Genomic DNA, 15,844 nt, shown 5'->3' with positions numbered 1-15,844 from the left:
ACCCGCTCACTGGAGTGCCTCCGACCCGCCTCGGTACACGGTGCGGACGGCGCTGCGGCCCTCTTGGGTAATCCGGACCAGGCGCAGGCGGCGATCGCCTTCGAAGCCGGCGCGGGTTACAAGTCCCTTTCCTTCGAGGGAATCGATGATTCGCGACGTCGTCGAGGACGAAACGCCCGCAACCGCCTCCATGGATTTGGTGGCGAGGATCTTGCCGTCTCCATCGGCCACGAAGCATTCGAGCAGGATCGCCCACTCGGTATCACTGAGCCGGGACGACGGCATCCTGGTCCGCCGGTTGTGCAAAGCGGCAAGTTCCGCCTCGGCTGCGTCCTGCACCGTGGACCTGCGGGCCTCGGATCCGCGAAGTTCGGTCGCCTGCGACCAGTCGATCGTGCTGCGCTTGTTCATGCGGCTTTCCGGTTGGCTTCGATCAACCCGGCCCGGCGCATGCTAAATATGCGGTCGCCTGCGACGATCAGATGATCATGGAGTTCGAGTTCGAGCGGTCGACACAGTGCCGCCAGCATGCGGGTAGACGCGATGTCGTCCGCGCTGGGGGTCGGGTCGCCCGACGGGTGGTTGTGGACGAGCACGATGCCGTGCGCCGCGTTGCCGAGCGCGCGCTCGATGACGTCGCGGAAGTTGAGCTCGATCGAGCCCGCGCCACCGCCGCGTGTGAACGAGCAGATCGGCCGGCCTGTGCGATCGAACAGGCAGAACACGAACGCCTCGCGCGCGGTTTGGGCGAGCCGGCCGAACGCATCGGTCAGGGCTGCCCGCGCACCGTCGGTTTCGAGCCGCGGGAACAGCGCGCGCACAGCGCCCTGCGTCGGCGCCGCTGATAGAACAGCGTCCCCAGCAGCAGCGCCACCAGCACGAAGAACGTTGGCACGCTCTTCATGTAGGCGTAGACCATCGGGTCCACGTGCAGGCCCGAGGCGCGGGCGGCATGCGTGGCCAAGCTCAGCAATTGAAGGGAAGCGGCGAGTAATGGCCAGAACCTCCGTGAATTGAATGTCAGCCAGGTGAAGCCTGCGAATGCGACCGCATCAACCACGACGGACGTTGGATCGACGACATCGAATTCTGGTGCGATCACTAGGCGCAGGATCGTCTGTAGCGCCAGTACGGCGACCAGAAGCATCGCGCCGAATCGCTCCGCCCGGTCACCCCAGCGCACAGCGACGAGGGTCGTGGCTGCCATGACCGCGAAGAAGACCACGACGGGCCACTGGAACGCAGTCACGGCAGCCCGATCTTCAGGAGGCGACCCGCAGCGGCGCGTCTTGATCTACGGCTTGCGGCGGACAGGCGGTCGGGAAGTCGGCGGTTTCGGCGATGTGCCGCAGATCCTCGTGGGCGCGGACGAGGTCGCTGCGGATTTCGCCGGCCTTTTGCGTTGCGGACAGCAGCTTGAGAATGGCGCGATGGCCGGTTGCGGCGGGATAGCCGCCGTCGACCCGGGCAGTGGCAACCTGACCGGCGAGCGCGCCCGCCTTGGCGATCAGCGCGTCGATATCGTTTTCCAGGGATTGGAGTTCGCGTGCGATCCGCATGGCGGAAACTTGGGGGGTCATCATCTTCTTCGTCTCCACGGCCCGGCGGGCCCGGTTGCTGGAAGAAGGACTCGGGCCCCGCTCGGCTCCTCAGCTCAGGCTGGTGGCGATGGCGGTGACCACCAGCGCCGTAGCCGCGACCAAAAGAGCCAGGACGGGAATGGCGGCAAACCGCCAGCCCCGGCCGAACCAGGAATCGAGTACCTCCAGACCCGCCGGCGGGGGAACTTCCGTATTCCCGCCGTGCTCAATCGCAAACACGTCGGAAAGGCGGAACGTCGCCGTCGTCGGTAGGTCCGAGACGTCGTCTGCATCGCCATCCGTGTCGTCGTCATGGGGCAGAATTTGGGGGGGATGATTTCCCACACCCTCCGTGAGCCGCTGGTAGACCTGCGCCGTCTCGTACCGGTCCCGCGTCTGCCACTTCGAGCGGACCGAGGCGATCGCCTTGTTCAAGGTGTTTTCGTGGATATCGAGATCGAGGCCGATCTGCTTGCTGGTCTTGTGCTGGGAAAGATGCGCGAGGACCTCGGCCTCGCGCGGCGTGAGCTGCGCGAGCGACCGCGCGAGTTCGGCCGTGAGGATCTGCGTGGTCACTTCCTTGCCTTTCACGTCGATGGTAATGACGACTTAACCATCATACACCTTTTTGCGTGCAGAACCGATGCCCAGACGGGGCCGAGTTTTGAACGCCTGTCATGTCGAACGCGGCGACCCGTTCAAGTGAGTTGAGCTTTCAGCAAATCCACCTAGCCGCCGTTTAACGAACAGGGTGAATTTCGGCCGCCCTTAAACGGGCGAGCGCGGTCCGTCCATTTCGGATGAGGTTGTTTGCGACACATCGCCCGGATGGAAGGTCGGCAAGCCCGCAGTTGACCGGGCTTGACGTCATGGCCTGGTCAATGCGTGGGACGAGTTCAAGGGGGCCAGCTTCGTCGGCCAGCACCAGGGTGTGCTGGAGCCTCGGTACGTGATCTCGATGCTGCGCAGCTTGGCGGTGCTTGAAATGGGCCGCAATCAGCGCGGTCAATCCACGTCTTTACGCTTCTCGTCGGCTGATCGCTGATCGGTCAGGCGAATCTGTCGGAATGGTCGCAAGAACATTACCCAAAAGCGGTAGCGGGCTTGCTTTAATCGACGATCGTCTCTTCGTTTCCTTCTTGCTTCCCGACGTCGTCTCCGTGGCCGAAAGATGTCAAACCATGCGGCGGCCATCACGGCGGCCGGCAAGAGAACCAGCATAACAATGAGAAGGAATTGCAGCATTAGGTGATGGGTACGCCTTGCTCAACCTTTGCGACGGCTCGTCTGCAACAGTGACCTTCGAGTAACCGGACCAGCCTCTGACAAACTTAACCGAGCAAGGCGAGGAGGATATCGGAACTGTACCAGATTGCGTCGTCGCGTTTGTCGGCCTTGGACAAACGCTCTCCGATCGCTAAAGTGACATCCGACCCAAGGGCTCCTATCCCAGCCCCAAAGCGACGGCTCCCGTGCGGCAAATCGCGGGAGCCGTTTCGTTTTCAATCTCCACATAGTCCTGATTAGAGTGCTGGGTAACCAGGCTGATTATATGGAAAAGTGGTTCGAGCGGATCGTAGCGAGTTGTCCCATCAAGCTTTCGGCAACTATCTCTGCATATATCGGCCTAGCAGCAATCCCATCTTTATCCTCCAAACTCACCTGCTGCCTTGGGACCCGCAATGCATCCGGGTCCGCAACTCGGTCCAGCGGGAGCGCAACCCGCTGGACCATTTTCACAGATCAAACCACGCAAGCGCTGCCCACCCAGCGATGCCGGCCGTCATGCCTGCGAAGGCGCATAGCGCCCACATCCACATCTCGCGCTTGGTCATTCGGTCGTCAGACACATAGTTAGGTTCGAGGTCCATTGGTCAGGCTATCCCGAGGGGCCGCGGCTGTTCTCTTCAAGATCAGTAATCTTGATATCCGAACACCCCTTGTCGACGAAGCAATCCGAAATGAAGTCGGCCAAGTGTTTCGTCTCGGTAAGCACGACTTCTCTTTCATCCGCTTCGCATTGAGCGGTTACGCGCCAACGCATAGTCATGTAAGATTCCTGTGACGATTCAAGGATAGGAACGCGTTGGCTCGCTTTTTGGTCCTAAAGGAGGCTATGTTTATCGAGAACGCCGCAATATGCACGTTTCGACCCTTCTCCTGATATCTTCGGCCGAAACCCGCTTGTCGGCCGACGCGTAGCTTGTCTTGGTTTCTAAACGCGTTGGTAGAGCCCGGCGTACCGCGAATGTGTGAAAGCAAGCCCGACAGAATCCGGGAATCCCACATCGGGACTCGCTGAATTTAATTAGCTTCCGGTTAACTCTCATGGAGAGTATTTCGATCACCAGCGACAGCAGCTCAGCTTCGAGTCGCTGCCTTGCTCATTTCGGCAGGGCAATTGTTCGAAAGTATTGCCATGACCGCTCCCAAGCTTTTCCTCGCTGCCGCCGCGACTGCTGCTGCCCTATTCGCTCCAGCGCAGGCAGAGGCAGCAGCGATGTTAGGGTCGACGTCGTGCTCGACGAGCGACCTGTCGGTTACCGCAACCTCTTGTTCGGGATTCTATTCCGGGAATCTGGACAGCGGTCGCAGCTCCTCGCTCAATGATTCCGCTGCGATTGTGAATGCGTTGCTGGGCACCTCCTACACGGGTTCGACCTTGCCCATTCTCGAATCCTTGCCGAGCCTTTCGGGCAAGAACATCAATTTCAATACGGCACTGTACGGGCAGACTTTGATCGCGGTCCATGTTGGTGCGGCGAAGGGTCAATCGACCGGCGTCGGCTATCAAGGCACTGCGTTTTATCTGTTCGATGCGGGCAATCTGAAGGGCGGGCTCGACACCTTCACCTTTAATCGCGCCGGTCTCTCCAACGCCCGGCTATTCGCGACTGGCGTGCCGACCCCGGCGGTTCCGGAGCCGGGCACCTGGATGCTCCTGCTTGTTGGCTTCGGTTTCGTGGGTGCCGTCATGCGCCGCAGAAACCGCCGGCCGGCGCAATCGCTTGGGTTTCGGGCGGATCACCTGGATGCTCGTGCAGCCGTGGTTAGCTAAGACGTCGCGAAGCCAGAAGGCGAGCTGCTTGGTCTGAGGTTTAACGACCTGATCTCGACCGGCGAGATCGATGTAGCGCACCGTCCAAAGGTGCTCGCCGTCAATTACATCCGCCACGCAGCGTCCTCGGTCCATCTCTTGGTGATTAGCAACGGCGCGAACGCGCGGCTGTCGCGAAAGCGGCGAAGCAATATTCTGATTTGCTCGTAGGCTTGAAAGAGATGTAGCAATAAGAGCCAAGCACTTTACCTTTTTGCATCGCTATCCAGCTGAACACGCTAATGCGCCTATATGCTTTTAAAGGGCGAGATATGGACAGGATCCGGTCCGCTCAGCGCGCAATGAAACCCGCGCCGTCGGTTCGCTGGCTGGCCGATTGATCGAGCATGCAGCTTGCATTGCCATCCTCGCCGGGAGTCTGGCCCTGTCAGTGGGAGCAACGCGAGCGGCGGGAAATGCGACTAGGACGATTTCGCCAGATAATGCGCTGTCCCGAGCGCCGGAGAGAGTCGGCGGACACAATTCGGAATCTTATCCCGACAAACTAGCTTCCATGGCCAAGGTGCTATTGCGGATCTAAATCGGCAGAACAATCACTTCGCGTGTTCTGCTGGTGTGCGCCATTCTCAATCTCGCCAGCCACGGTTCTCAATACCTCAGCGACGGTGAGCCAGACCTCTCTAGGGCGAGCGTCTATAAGGTAATTGTCCGGAATTGCAGTAGAGACGGTTAAGCAGTGATCCGCTTGATGCCGTACAAATGCCGCAATTTGCCTCGCTTCGTCCGTGCACATATCCATAGCTCCTTTAAGGAGACCCAATTCGACTATGACAAGATTGCGGAATCGTCTGTGCTGAATCAAGACAACCGCTCACGCCAAAGTTTGACAAATATTAGGCAGCCTACAGGTCAATGCCATGGCACAATAGATAGGACGCTCCCGGCCCTTCTTGGGCACAAAGGGTCTGCGCCGCGTCCAAGCGAAGGACATCGGCTCAAATGGTCCTGCCGATTGAGCAGCAGGAATTGCGAGGACTGAGAGTACGTCACGAGGCAAGGCAACTGGGACGAATTTATGGGGGTTTCGTTGTTTAATCCTGAAAGGAGCCAAGCTCCGTGTCATCGCAATCATGGAGCGATGGGAAAGCTTGATTATCAACGGTTGAAATTACTCCCTCCGCTTTTCCCTGCCCGTGCTAAGCAGACCCTTGTCAAGGGTGCCATCTACCCCATCGATTCGGTAGTAACCCGACAAGGGCGCCTTTTGGCCGATAGGGCCGCTTTCGGTGGGGAGGGCGGCCCACAGGCGCGAACGAGAAACTCGTCCTTTGCAGATTCGGCTAGAACCTCCGCGGAGGGCAACCGGCTGGAACTCCCACCGTAAGCGACGTGCTCGGACTGGTTTTTTGGATCTTACTGCACGATGGTGACAGGATCGCCAGTCTTCGCCGCGTCAAAAACCAATCGGGCGAACTCCTCCGGGAGTCCGATACAGCCGTGTGTAGCGCGGCGGCGCGAGATCGGACTCTCATGGAGGGCGACGCCATCTGTAGTCAAGAACAAGGAGTATGGCATCGGGGCGTCATACGATCTAGAATGGTAGTCTTTAATCTTTCGCAGAATAGAAAAGCGTCCAACTGGAGTTCCCATTTCGGGCGCGCCATATATAATAACGGCGGTTCCAATTTCGTGTTTTTCGCGAAACACGGATATCATTTGTCTATCCAAGTCCACCCATATCTCAATAGGCCCGGTCTTCTGTTCGCGATCTGCCCAGATGAATTGGCCATAAGTAAGGGGCTTATTCACTGAAAGCAGCGACTTCACTCCGGAGGGTAGAAGCCCTGATTGCGCCGCTCTACCGGCTTGCGCGGGCAAAAGTTGCGAACGGATAGCGGGGGCCGACCTAGGCCTCAGTTCGCTGCCGATTAGGCGATCTCTCTGATGTAACTGATCGAGATGCCCTTTGGCGACACTCGCCGCCAATAAGACAGCAAGGCAGCCAGCTGAGGCAATAACAATCGGTCGGGCTATCATAAGTAAGGCACCGTCAGCCCGATAAAGCTATGAGACGGCGACGTCGGTTCCTCCGCAATTCGGCTCCGCAAGCCGCAAAACCGAAAATCAGGAGCAGCCAAGTACCGGGCTCTGGAACTGCCGATTCAACATCTGGAATTGTCGGAGCGGGCGGTGCGGGAGATGGTGCACCGGTCCCGCCACCAGGATTACTGCCGCCGACTCCGGGGATCCCTCCGCCCGGTCCGCCGATTAATCCGCCAGAGCCAACCGAATTTGCTCCCCCTGTTGGGAGGTTGGGAAGTGAACCAACGTCTGCGATAGGAACGATCGTATCGGACGCTGCCCCGATATCATCGGGCAGGAAGATTGTCGGCGGTACATCACCACCAACAACAGCCTCTGGAGCAGTCTCGAAAATTTTTCCGAGCGCCCGCTGTGTTGGGATCTCGGACGGAGGTGGCCGCTGATCGCCCTCAACTCTGGCTGCCCGCCCCTTGATGATGTCCACTATGCCTCGGGCACCGGGAGATCGTTCAAGGAACGACTTCAATACGTCCCCAGCGCTCGCCGAAAGCGTTTGATCGCTCGACCCAGGGATTTGAGAAGTCGCCAGGACCACGCCGATCAAAAGCCCCATACGCAGAGAGGCTTTCGGCTTGTCACGAAGGGTCCGTCTAATGTCCATGGCTCATCAATGCGCCTTTACAAATTCATTGCGAATCCGACGGCGTGCGCATCCTGAAATGGAACACATGACCGACACAGCGTTACCGCTGAAACAAGGCTTCCGCTGACCATACGAGTCGAGACGGCGGCACTAGCTTAAAACGTTGTTAACCGCAACGTTTGACCTCGTCGTAAGCGCAACGACCCCAGGTTCCATCGACGAGGTGAGCCTGATGAAACTCCACAAATATGTCCTGCTGACCCTAATCCTGCTTGGCCAAACCGGCGTTCAAACACGCACCGGGGGAATGGAGCAGCGGATTCTTGAGGCACACAACAGCGAGCGACAGAAACTGGGTGTAGCCCCGTTATCCTGGGACGACGGGCTGGCTAGGGAAGCGCAAACATGGGCCGACCACCTTTCCTCATCCGGTCAATTTGAACATTCTCCAAATGAAGCGGGAAAGCCCCTTCAAGGTGAGAATCTTTGGGGAGGAACGCCATCGAGTTTCACTCCCGAGCAGATGGTTGGGCTATGGATTTCTGAGAAACGCAACTTTACTCCCGGGGTCTTCCCCCACAACAGCGTGACAGGTAACCCTGCAGACGTGAGTCATTACACCCAAATCGTTTGGCAAACCACGGACTCTGTAGGCTGCGCTTTGAGCGCACTCGGACGCGAGGAAATCTTGGTTTGTCGATATGCGCAACCAGGAAATGTGGTAGGTCAGCGGGCGCTGCCTCGATAAACTTTGGGCGTCAGGAGCCCGTATGCCTTCCAAAGCTGGTTCGTCGGCTCGCTAGAGTCGACGAGCTGATTAAACTAGCTTAAGGAGGGTCGTGCACCACCTGGTGCTAAGGAGTTGTGGCTTTGGAAACGGTTTGGGACTGGCTCACAGTCTTCATGTTCGCAGGATTGGTCACGCTGCTCATTCAGAGGTCGCAGGAAGAAGAGCCTCGCGATGAGCTTTGGCAGTATGCCCCACCTGCGGTCGCATGCGCGGTTGCAAACTACGTAGGAAACGAAGGCATACCGATTTTAGCAGCAGCAATACTGCTTGGCGTTGTTCTTTATGTGTTCAAGGTTTTGAAATTGCAGCTTCCGTTTGTTCGCTAAAGCTATCGATCTTGACCACCACCGGGCTGATCTCTTCAAAAAAAAGCAAACTCACTCAATCGCAACACTTTGGTCGCAGGGTGCCATTCGGCGGCATGTTCGGCTGAAGCTAGCGAAGGGTGTCGAAAAGGTGGCGAGTGTCGCTCATAGTGCCGGCCTTACAATGATCTTATATATGACGAATGGGCCGCGTCCGTAGCCTTTCTTCGGCTAAGAGTCGCCGAGTTGCCGAGCACGCGTGGGACGCCAAGCTGCCGCTATTTCGATCCGTGTGATGGCTAACGGACCATGGCGAACTGCTGAACAACTGATGGGGTCGTACTGATGGTTGAGCAGAGTGGTCGGCGCATGCCTACGCGAACACTGCTCGCTGTTTTTACAGCTTTCCTCCTTGGTCTGACTTGGCCCGCGGCACTGAACGGCGGGCCATTTTGGCATCCAGATACTAGTAACTACATTCGGGCCGCCGATGCTGCTTTTGTCGTTGTAACGGGCAGTCCTTCCGAGTGGTCCGATAGACTTAAGATAGGCTCGACCCCCATCACATCGCCCTCAAAACCGGGCGCTACTACTGTCCAACCGACCCGCCCGGTCCTCAAAGGGCGATCTATTTATTACGGCGCTCTCTTGTACCTGCCTATTCGCTGGTTTGGACCGCTCGGAGCAGTATTCTTCCAATGCTCGCTTGTCGCTGCGACTCTGTCTTTCATTCTTTCAATCGTCAGCCGAGCGGTTGCGTTTGATAAAAAAATGCTCGCCTTATCTGTTTGTGCTATTAGCCTCGCATCGCCGCTTCCGCTCTACTCTTGCACATTGATGCCCGATGTTTGGACCGGAATTTTTTCCGCCTTCTTCGCATTAGCCCTGTTTTTTCGGCGCCAATTCACTCCGGTTGAATTTTTTGCTGCGCTCGTAATCTCGGCAATTCTAATCACCTTTCACACAACCAATCTGCTATTGGCGTTGCCCATCGCGTTTCTCGGAATTACGGTGACTCAAATACGGGAGCGCGCGATGAATGCAGTGTTTGGCGCGATCATAGTCACATCGTTTCTCGTCGCCAACTTTGCCTTTGATTATGCCGTGACAAAACAAACCGGTGCCCCACCGATCTCACCCCCATTTCTCACCGCGCGCCTTGTCGATCAGGGGCCCGGAAACGCATACCTTGAGAATCATTGTTTCTCGCCTTCGAGTTTCGAAATCTGCCGCTATCGTGGCAAGCTTCCCAAGGCGTCTGATAACTTCCTTTGGAGCCAAAACCGGCTTAACGGAGTTTTCCAGATCGCAACGCCGACTTCGCAAAGATTGTTGGCAGCCCAAGACAAGCGGTTCTTTGTTGCCGTTGCGCTCGCCGACCCCCTTCGGTTCATCGAGCATGTTGCTGTAAGTAGTGTTGAAGGGTTGGCAGACTTCAGCCTACGCAACTTTAACCTCTCCGAACTCAACCGCAGCGGAATAGACAAGTCCTATCCTCCGATGGTCAAGGCGCACATCCTCGGGACCCGCGCCTACGCCGGCACTTTCCCGTTGCAGAAAATTGAAGTTCTATGTGCCGTTGGCTCAATGTTGAGCGTTTTCATTCTTATTTATGCACTTATGCGAGCTGGAAAGTCGGCGTTGGCCTCACAAGCGGGTCGATATGTCGCAGTGCTTCTAGTCGCGATTTTCGCGAATGCACTTATTTGTGGCGCGTTCTCGAAACCGGATGCGCGCTACACGATGCGAATGCTTTGGTTACTCCCTTTCGCTGCGGGAATTGCCGTAGCCTCGACTGGTCAGCGAGTTATGTATAAAGGCGAATAATTCGTGATGAAAACATTCAGATCAATAGGCTAAAATCGGTTCGCAAAAAATCTGCTGCTCCTCACTGAAGGCGACAAAACTACGATATCGATCCATTCCGCTCTGCGGCGTACTTTAGCGTATTGGTTCGGGTTGGGGAATGGCCATGGAAGTTATCGTTGCGGTTGCCAATGAGCCTGACCCGCTTGCTATTTCGCTTGCGCGCAAAGTCCTGTGATCGCTCGTCGCTTTCGCCACGTCCGCGCTTTCGGGCCGCTCGTCATTCCCGTAGACTGGATCGGGCATGACGGGCAGGGGAGCCCTGTTGCTGATAGTGAGACGCCTGCGGTGATGCTCCGCCGCGGTACCGACGTGCAGTCCCTCCGCATTCAGCCTGGCACCACCGCATCGAATTGGGAGAGCTACGGCGGACGTGATTGCTGGTCGTGGTTGCCGGGTAGTGTGCAGGATGGGAATATTGTGGTGGGGCGGCTGTGATCGACAGCAAGAACGTCAACGAAACCAAAAACACTCGACAAACGTTGGGAAGGGATTGGCGACATGGGAGACGCCATATCGATTCTCGCAACTTTGATCGAAGGCTCCCAGTGCTCGAATACCTCCTCATCGTCCTCCTGCTTCTCATCCCGGCTCTGACACTGGCTGCGTTCTGGTTCGATCGCGTGCGTCCGAGACGGTTGCTTCGCGAGGAGAAGAGGCGGCGGCGAGCGTCGCGTCAGCGAGAAGACCTGGCAGAATAATTGCCACGCTTAACAAAGCAAAACGGCCCCCCTTTTTTGCTAGGACGGGGGCCGTCGGACGAGGTATAAGGCGTGTCCCTCGGGTCGCAGCCTTCGTATGATGAAATTGAAGCGAGTCGCGAAGGCAGTGTCTTGTTTGAGCGCCAATTTCACTTCGCTATCGACAGCCACAGTGCTGGCGTCTGGACGAAATTGAGCATCGCGTTGATCGGGGCATCGGACAACGAGTGGGCTGATGTACACCATCGAAACGCGTAAATTCCCTTCTAACCACCTCAGCATCTATCTTCATGTGGCTGGCGAATGAAATGACATGTAGAGGGTCTGGGTTATCTTCCTACGTCAATTGGATGGCATAAACGAATGACTGCGAAAGAACAAGCTCATCGCCTAACATATTTGGATGGATGGCGCGGCCTCGCAATTCTATTCGTATTACTTGGGCATTTTGGCCCCTTCGGAGCCATGTGGGGAAGTTTTGGGGTCGAACTATTTTTTGTTCTCAGTGGAAGGCTCATGGCGCATATCCTTTACATCGAGCGCATGGGTCTAAGGAAATTTTTTTGGCGTCGGTTTTCAAGAATCTATCCTGTTTTGCTAGTATTTGTCCTGGCGATGCTTATTGTGACCTTCGCTGCTCAAGCGATGGGGCGGGAGGAGGGTACGAATGCATTGACAGCCTTCTCTGCGTTAACATTCTGGATCAATTTATACGGTGCCTTTGGGGGCAATATCGCAGGACCGCTAGATCATCTGTGGTCAATTGCAATTGAGGAGCACTCTTACGCAATCCTTGCCGCGATGTCAGTTGCCGTAGCGCGAAACAGAAAGATTGCCGTTTGGCTATGTATATGTTTGTCTATCTTGGCGATGATAAATGGCGCAGTTTTATATTATAAGGGGGCTGGGTACGTACATGAAATTTACTGGCGCACGGACGTGCGTATCGCACCTGTCTTTTTGTCCGCCGGACTTTACCTGCTGACGCGAGAAATTCGAAACCCTCATTGGGCTTTACCTCCAGTATTTTTGCTTTGTGCTGCGACAACCTTCCATTCTTTTGGCTCTCTGCCATTGAAAATGACGGTACCGACCTTAATGCTAGCGTACGCAGTAAATACAATTGAATACAGTCATGAATTCGTCCGTAGATTTTTGTCTCTTCCGGTATTCGTTTGGGCTGGATTGATCTCGTATTCGCTTTATATATGGCAACAGCCATTCTACAAAGTTGCGAATGGATCTTCTTGGGCCCTGTTCCCCGCCGTGATTTTGGCGATGGCTAGTTATTTTTTGGTTGAGACTCCTGCGCGTAGATGGCTCAATCGCCGTCGCATCGGTGATTTGCCCATGGATCCGATCCCGTGAGTTGGATGCCAGCTAGCAGTTGGGTGGCGGTTTGGTTCTGACATGGTAATTGTTGATCCAGGCGAGCTTGTTGTTAGCGGCGAAGAGCGTTGGACGCTGCGCTATAGCGATCGTGCCGAGCGCCAACGGATCGGGCGCCGAGAGCGAGCAGCTCGCCTGTCCCTCAACATTCCGACACTGGCACGATCTTCAGGACCCTGCTCGTGACCGCAGGTTCGGGGGGTCGTCTGATGCTCATCGCAGGTCCCGTTTCCTGTCGATGCTGGAGCATGTTGAGGATTTTTTGATGTCGGTTGTAGTTGGAGCGGCGGACCGCCGTCCGGTCCTGCCGTTTTCCGTGTGGGTGGCTGTCAGCGGTAGGCTGGCCAGGCTATTTGCCGTTACCCTTTTGGCGGATGATCTGGAAAGCTAGTCGAGTTCCGGCTTGTTGGCCGTCACGGCTTCGACGGTCTTCTGCACCGGTAGCACGACTCCGGTCTGATCGTTCTCGCTGTAACCGTTCCGCAACCGAGGCTAGTCGATGGCGATTGGCAGGAACAGACGCTTACCGGTATCGTCCTTCTTAAGGCCAATTTGCTCGAGCAGGGCAACGTTAGCCCTCCCGGTGAGCGCAACCATGGCGGCGGGTTGAAGGCCTTTGCGAAATTTCAGTTCGAGACCCAACCGGGGCATACTGGCACCGATTGTCGCTGGGTCAGACCTGATCTTCGTCGTCGGCTGCGATCTCCCTGATCTCGGACCACACATCGCCCTTGCCGAGGCCGCGGTTCGACTTCCAAACGGGCGAACTGAGCAAAACGGACCAGTCGATCGTGATGATCTCCCAATGCTCGGGGGTCGCCTTGCGCACCGTCTCCTCGATGTCACGGATGAGCCGTACGGTCATAGGCCCTCGGCAAGCCGGAAGTCGTGTTCGAGTTCTGCGATGCCCTTTGCGATCCGGGCTGCGGTTGCGGGGCCATTTGGCAAGGCGCGTCGTCGTGCCGTCGGTTTCCATACCGGCACTTCCAATGGTGCGCATGAGGGGACACGGCCGATAATCTTTCCAAGAGTTTGATTGGACATAACGCTTTAACTCCCTAAGCTCTCATTATGCAAAACACCGGAGTATCTCGACGCGCTCTGCTAGGGGGCGGAGTAATCGCCACCGGAACGATTGGAGGGATCGTTGCGGCCACGAGATTTTCGGAATTGAAGATCTTTAGTTCGCTTGCTTCGTCGAGAGACGAAACGGTTGTTTGGTCTGGCGTCGCCTCAAACCCTGAAAATGGCTATATATTTAAGCGGCCGCCGTTCGACGGCGGCGGCTTCATCACCGATTTCACCTGGTCTGCCGACGGACGGGACCTGTTGTGTTGTACCGACGTGTTCAACGGTTACGTGCGGCGCGCGGGGGAGGATCGCTGGACCCCGCTGCTCGAGACCAAGAACCTTCCGCACTCCGAATTCGATCCTCCGCCCAAGAGCGTCTACAACGGCCGCGGTCTGTATGCCGCGCGCTTCGCTCCCAGCGACAAGCGCTTGATCTACGCAGTGTGGCGCGGCCGGGTCTATCGGGTTTTTCGCGGGCAGGCGCTGCCGACCAGTCTTATTGACAAGACGATGCTCGCCAACAACGGCGCCAGCCGCCGGTTCGGCGGCGCGCTGGCGGTGCATCCGACCGATTCGGGCGTGGTGGTGGTAGGGACCAACGGCGATGGTGCCTATGCTACGCGCGACGGGTTCGCCAGCGCCCCGGTGATGCTCGACCTGCCGCAAACCGCCATCGAGCAGGGCAATGTACGCGGCAAGACGTTGTTCGCCTTCGCGCCAGATGGCGGTTTGTACGCGCATGTGTTTGGGACCGGGCTGTTCTTCTATCCGACCGGCCCGTTCGGCCCAGTGCGATTCTTGGGCGGGCCGCTCAATTCCACCGGCCTAAAGCTAATGCCGAGCGGGGACCTGTTTACCGTACATTACCGCTTTGGCTCGGCAGGCAAGGAAACGCCCACGCAGACCGCGATGCGCGGCATCTGGCGGCTGCGCGGCGGCGATTGGACCCACTTACGGCCCGGTGAATGGGTCGACCAAGTAGCGGTCGACCCGAGCGATGAACAGCGTATGCTCTCGACCGACGAGGACTCACAAAAGTGGTTCTCCTCGCAGGATGGCGGGGAAACCTGGCGGGACATCGGCGACGAGTATCGCGGCGATGGCGAAGTCGCGTGGATGTCGAATCGAAAGAAGGCCATGTATCCGTCCAAGATCGATTTCCACCCCCTGATCCCGGGTCGTCTGGTAATCTCCGACGGGATCGGCTTGACTTGGGCAAATTACAATTTCGAACGTGCCGGCGACCTTACGGTCCACGACATGACGCGCGGGATCTACGAATTCGTGCCGACCTGTGGATGGGCGCGGGCCGGTCAACCCGATTTGCTGCTCGGCTGCATGGACAAAGCGGTCTGGCGGGTTGACCCGAAGTGCGGTCTGTCGGGCGAATGGACCTACGCTCCGAAGGACGGCAAGCGCAACGAGAGCGCCGTAACGCACCTACGCTCGATCGACGGCGCCATCGACGATCCGCGTTTCGTGGCCGGACTATTTCACCAATCGGGCGGGGTGCCCGGCTACAGCGAGGACTTCGCGGCGAGTTGGATACCGTTCGGCCGCAAGCCCGACGGATCCGCCTGGCTACCCGGGGGATGCATCGCGGTCTCAAACCGCGACACGATGCTGCTAGCTGAAGGCAACAAGGGCGGCCTGTGGCGCACGCGCGATGGCGGGGTGAATTGGCTACCGGTGGGATTCGGCGGGGTCACGCACGTCCGCAGCCTCGTCAACGCGTTTTACGTTGCGCGCAAATGCATCGCCGCGGACAAGGAACGGCCCGGCACTTTTGCCGTCCTGATGAATACTTTCGACCAGCCGGGGGGCGGCCCGAACCTTGGCGGACTTTGGGTCACGGCCGACGGCGGTGCGACCTTCGAACAGGTGTTCGACGGCGCGCTTCATTCGCCTGGCCAACGCAATTTCGAACCCTCACAATTCTGGCAATGCCGGCTAGAGTACGTGCCAGGCCGCGCGGGCGAACTGCTGTATGCCAGTGAGACCGAGGCCCGTGACAGCGAGACTCTGTTGTGGAGCCGTGACGGCGGTCGCAGCTGGCGCTCGCTTTCAGCCTATCGCATCGCCTCATGGGCGTTCGGCAAGGGCAAGGGCGATGGGCCCGACGCGCGCCCAGCAATCTGGTTCTACGGGTTTCACGACGGCGTGCGTGGTCTTTATGTGACTTACGACTGGTTCGCTACCGCGCCTAAACTCGTGTCGCGCTTCCCGCTCGAATCGATTAGCACCGTGGGACGTGGCCTGTGCCTTGTGGGCGACATGAACCGCGCGGGCCGCTGTGCTATCGGCTTGGGCGGAGCAAGCTGGGCGATTTGTGAGCCCAGCTAACAGGAGCGCCACAGATTCAAACACTCCGGTTGACCTGTTTCGATACAGACGCGAA

The 15,844-nt window shown here is 57.6% G+C and carries 13 protein-coding genes; 6 read left to right on the top strand and 7 right to left on the bottom strand.

Annotation, left to right across the window (positions count from 1 at the left end; genetic code table 11):
* Nucleotides 1-6 precede the first annotated feature (6 nt).
* The 5 genes from D4766_RS05640 to D4766_RS05625 all read right to left on the bottom strand — a co-directional run bounded on the left by D4766_RS05640 (nucleotide 7) and on the right by D4766_RS05625 (nucleotide 2,156).
* The gene (locus tag D4766_RS05640; RefSeq protein WP_120716568.1) at nucleotides 7-411 is read right to left on the bottom strand and encodes a MarR family transcriptional regulator; all 405 of its coding nucleotides are present in this window, start codon (nucleotides 409-411) and stop codon (nucleotides 7-9) included.
* Complete coding sequence (locus tag D4766_RS05635) at nucleotides 408-821, bottom strand: JAB domain-containing protein (RefSeq protein ID WP_162935674.1); 414 nt, start codon at nucleotides 819-821, stop codon at nucleotides 408-410. Before D4766_RS05635 ends, D4766_RS05640 begins: the two co-directional genes overlap by 4 nt.
* Nucleotides 770-1,249, bottom strand: a complete 480-nt coding sequence (locus tag D4766_RS13750; protein WP_162935673.1) for a hypothetical protein — start codon at nucleotides 1,247-1,249, stop codon at nucleotides 770-772. Before D4766_RS13750 ends, D4766_RS05635 begins: the two co-directional genes overlap by 52 nt.
* A 13-nt stretch (nucleotides 1,250-1,262) precedes the next feature.
* The gene (locus D4766_RS05630; protein ID WP_162935672.1) at nucleotides 1,263-1,583 is read right to left on the bottom strand and encodes a hypothetical protein; all 321 of its coding nucleotides are present in this window, start codon (nucleotides 1,581-1,583) and stop codon (nucleotides 1,263-1,265) included.
* A 66-nt stretch (nucleotides 1,584-1,649) separates the two neighbouring features.
* Nucleotides 1,650-2,156, bottom strand: a complete 507-nt coding sequence (locus tag D4766_RS05625) for a helix-turn-helix transcriptional regulator (RefSeq protein ID WP_162935671.1) — start codon at nucleotides 2,154-2,156, stop codon at nucleotides 1,650-1,652.
* 1,843 nt (nucleotides 2,157-3,999) lie between these two features.
* Between D4766_RS05625 and D4766_RS05615 the strand changes: the two genes are divergently transcribed.
* On the top strand, nucleotides 4,000-4,638 hold the full coding sequence (locus D4766_RS05615; protein ID WP_120716563.1) for a PEPxxWA-CTERM sorting domain-containing protein: 639 nt from the start codon (nucleotides 4,000-4,002) through the stop codon (nucleotides 4,636-4,638).
* A gap of 1,413 nt (nucleotides 4,639-6,051) precedes the next feature.
* On the opposite strand, the gene D4766_RS14100 is transcribed toward D4766_RS05615, so the two are convergent.
* Nucleotides 6,052-6,675 (bottom strand): L,D-transpeptidase family protein, encoded by a 624-nt coding sequence (locus tag D4766_RS14100; RefSeq protein WP_120716562.1) that lies wholly within the window; start codon nucleotides 6,673-6,675, stop codon nucleotides 6,052-6,054.
* 881 nt (nucleotides 6,676-7,556) lie between these two features.
* On the opposite strand from D4766_RS14100, the gene D4766_RS05600 reads away from it, so the two are divergent.
* From D4766_RS05600 to D4766_RS05585, 4 genes are all read left to right on the top strand, one after another.
* Entirely contained in the window at nucleotides 7,557-8,072 is a 516-nt protein-coding gene (locus D4766_RS05600) for a CAP domain-containing protein (RefSeq protein WP_120716560.1), read from the top strand.
* A 116-nt stretch (nucleotides 8,073-8,188) separates the two neighbouring features.
* Nucleotides 8,189-8,440 carry an XrtV sorting system accessory protein gene (locus D4766_RS14180; protein WP_407701504.1) on the top strand — a complete coding sequence of 84 codons (252 nt, stop codon included), beginning with the start codon at nucleotides 8,189-8,191 and terminating at the stop codon, nucleotides 8,438-8,440.
* 324 nt (nucleotides 8,441-8,764) lie between these two features.
* On the top strand, nucleotides 8,765-10,246 hold the full coding sequence (locus tag D4766_RS05590) for a hypothetical protein (RefSeq protein WP_162935669.1): 1,482 nt from the start codon (nucleotides 8,765-8,767) through the stop codon (nucleotides 10,244-10,246).
* 1,103 nt (nucleotides 10,247-11,349) lie between these two features.
* A complete protein-coding gene (locus D4766_RS05585; RefSeq protein ID WP_120716557.1) occupies nucleotides 11,350-12,354 on the top strand; it encodes an acyltransferase family protein in 1,005 nt (334 codons plus the stop codon).
* 694 nt (nucleotides 12,355-13,048) lie between these two features.
* Here the strand turns inward: D4766_RS05585 and D4766_RS05580 are convergent.
* Nucleotides 13,049-13,240 (bottom strand): hypothetical protein, encoded by a 192-nt coding sequence (locus D4766_RS05580; protein WP_120716556.1) that lies wholly within the window; start codon nucleotides 13,238-13,240, stop codon nucleotides 13,049-13,051.
* Between the two features lie 305 nt (nucleotides 13,241-13,545).
* Here D4766_RS05580 and D4766_RS05575 point away from each other — a divergent pair, with 305 nt between their 5' ends.
* Nucleotides 13,546-15,789 carry a beta propeller repeat protein gene (locus D4766_RS05575; RefSeq protein ID WP_162935668.1) on the top strand — a complete coding sequence of 748 codons (2,244 nt, stop codon included), beginning with the start codon at nucleotides 13,546-13,548 and terminating at the stop codon, nucleotides 15,787-15,789.
* Nucleotides 15,790-15,844 lie beyond the last annotated feature (55 nt).

The organism is Tsuneonella amylolytica (assembly GCF_003626915.1).
In the GTDB taxonomy this organism is placed as follows: domain Bacteria; phylum Pseudomonadota; class Alphaproteobacteria; order Sphingomonadales; family Sphingomonadaceae; genus Tsuneonella; species Tsuneonella amylolytica.
The sequence above is the reverse complement of the archived record's forward strand: the minus strand, read 5'-3'. Positions and strand labels throughout refer to the sequence as shown.

Bases quoted from the DNA above. Each gene is read 5' to 3' on its own strand.
- D4766_RS05640 (WP_120716568.1), bottom strand. From the start codon at position 411: ATGAACAAGCGCAGCACGATCGACTGGTCGCAGGCGACCGAACTTCGC.
- D4766_RS05630 (WP_162935672.1), bottom strand. From the start codon at position 1,583: ATGATGACCCCCCAAGTTTCCGCCATGCGGATCGCACGCGAACTCCAA.
- D4766_RS05615 (WP_120716563.1), top strand. From the start codon at position 4,000: ATGACCGCTCCCAAGCTTTTCCTCGCTGCCGCCGCGACTGCTGCTGCC.
- D4766_RS14100 (WP_120716562.1), bottom strand. From the start codon at position 6,675: ATGATAGCCCGACCGATTGTTATTGCCTCAGCTGGCTGCCTTGCTGTC.
- D4766_RS05600 (WP_120716560.1), top strand. From the start codon at position 7,557: ATGAAACTCCACAAATATGTCCTGCTGACCCTAATCCTGCTTGGCCAA.
- D4766_RS05590 (WP_162935669.1), top strand. From the start codon at position 8,765: ATGGTTGAGCAGAGTGGTCGGCGCATGCCTACGCGAACACTGCTCGCT.
- D4766_RS05585 (WP_120716557.1), top strand. From the start codon at position 11,350: ATGACTGCGAAAGAACAAGCTCATCGCCTAACATATTTGGATGGATGG.
- D4766_RS05580 (WP_120716556.1), bottom strand. From the start codon at position 13,240: ATGACCGTACGGCTCATCCGTGACATCGAGGAGACGGTGCGCAAGGCG.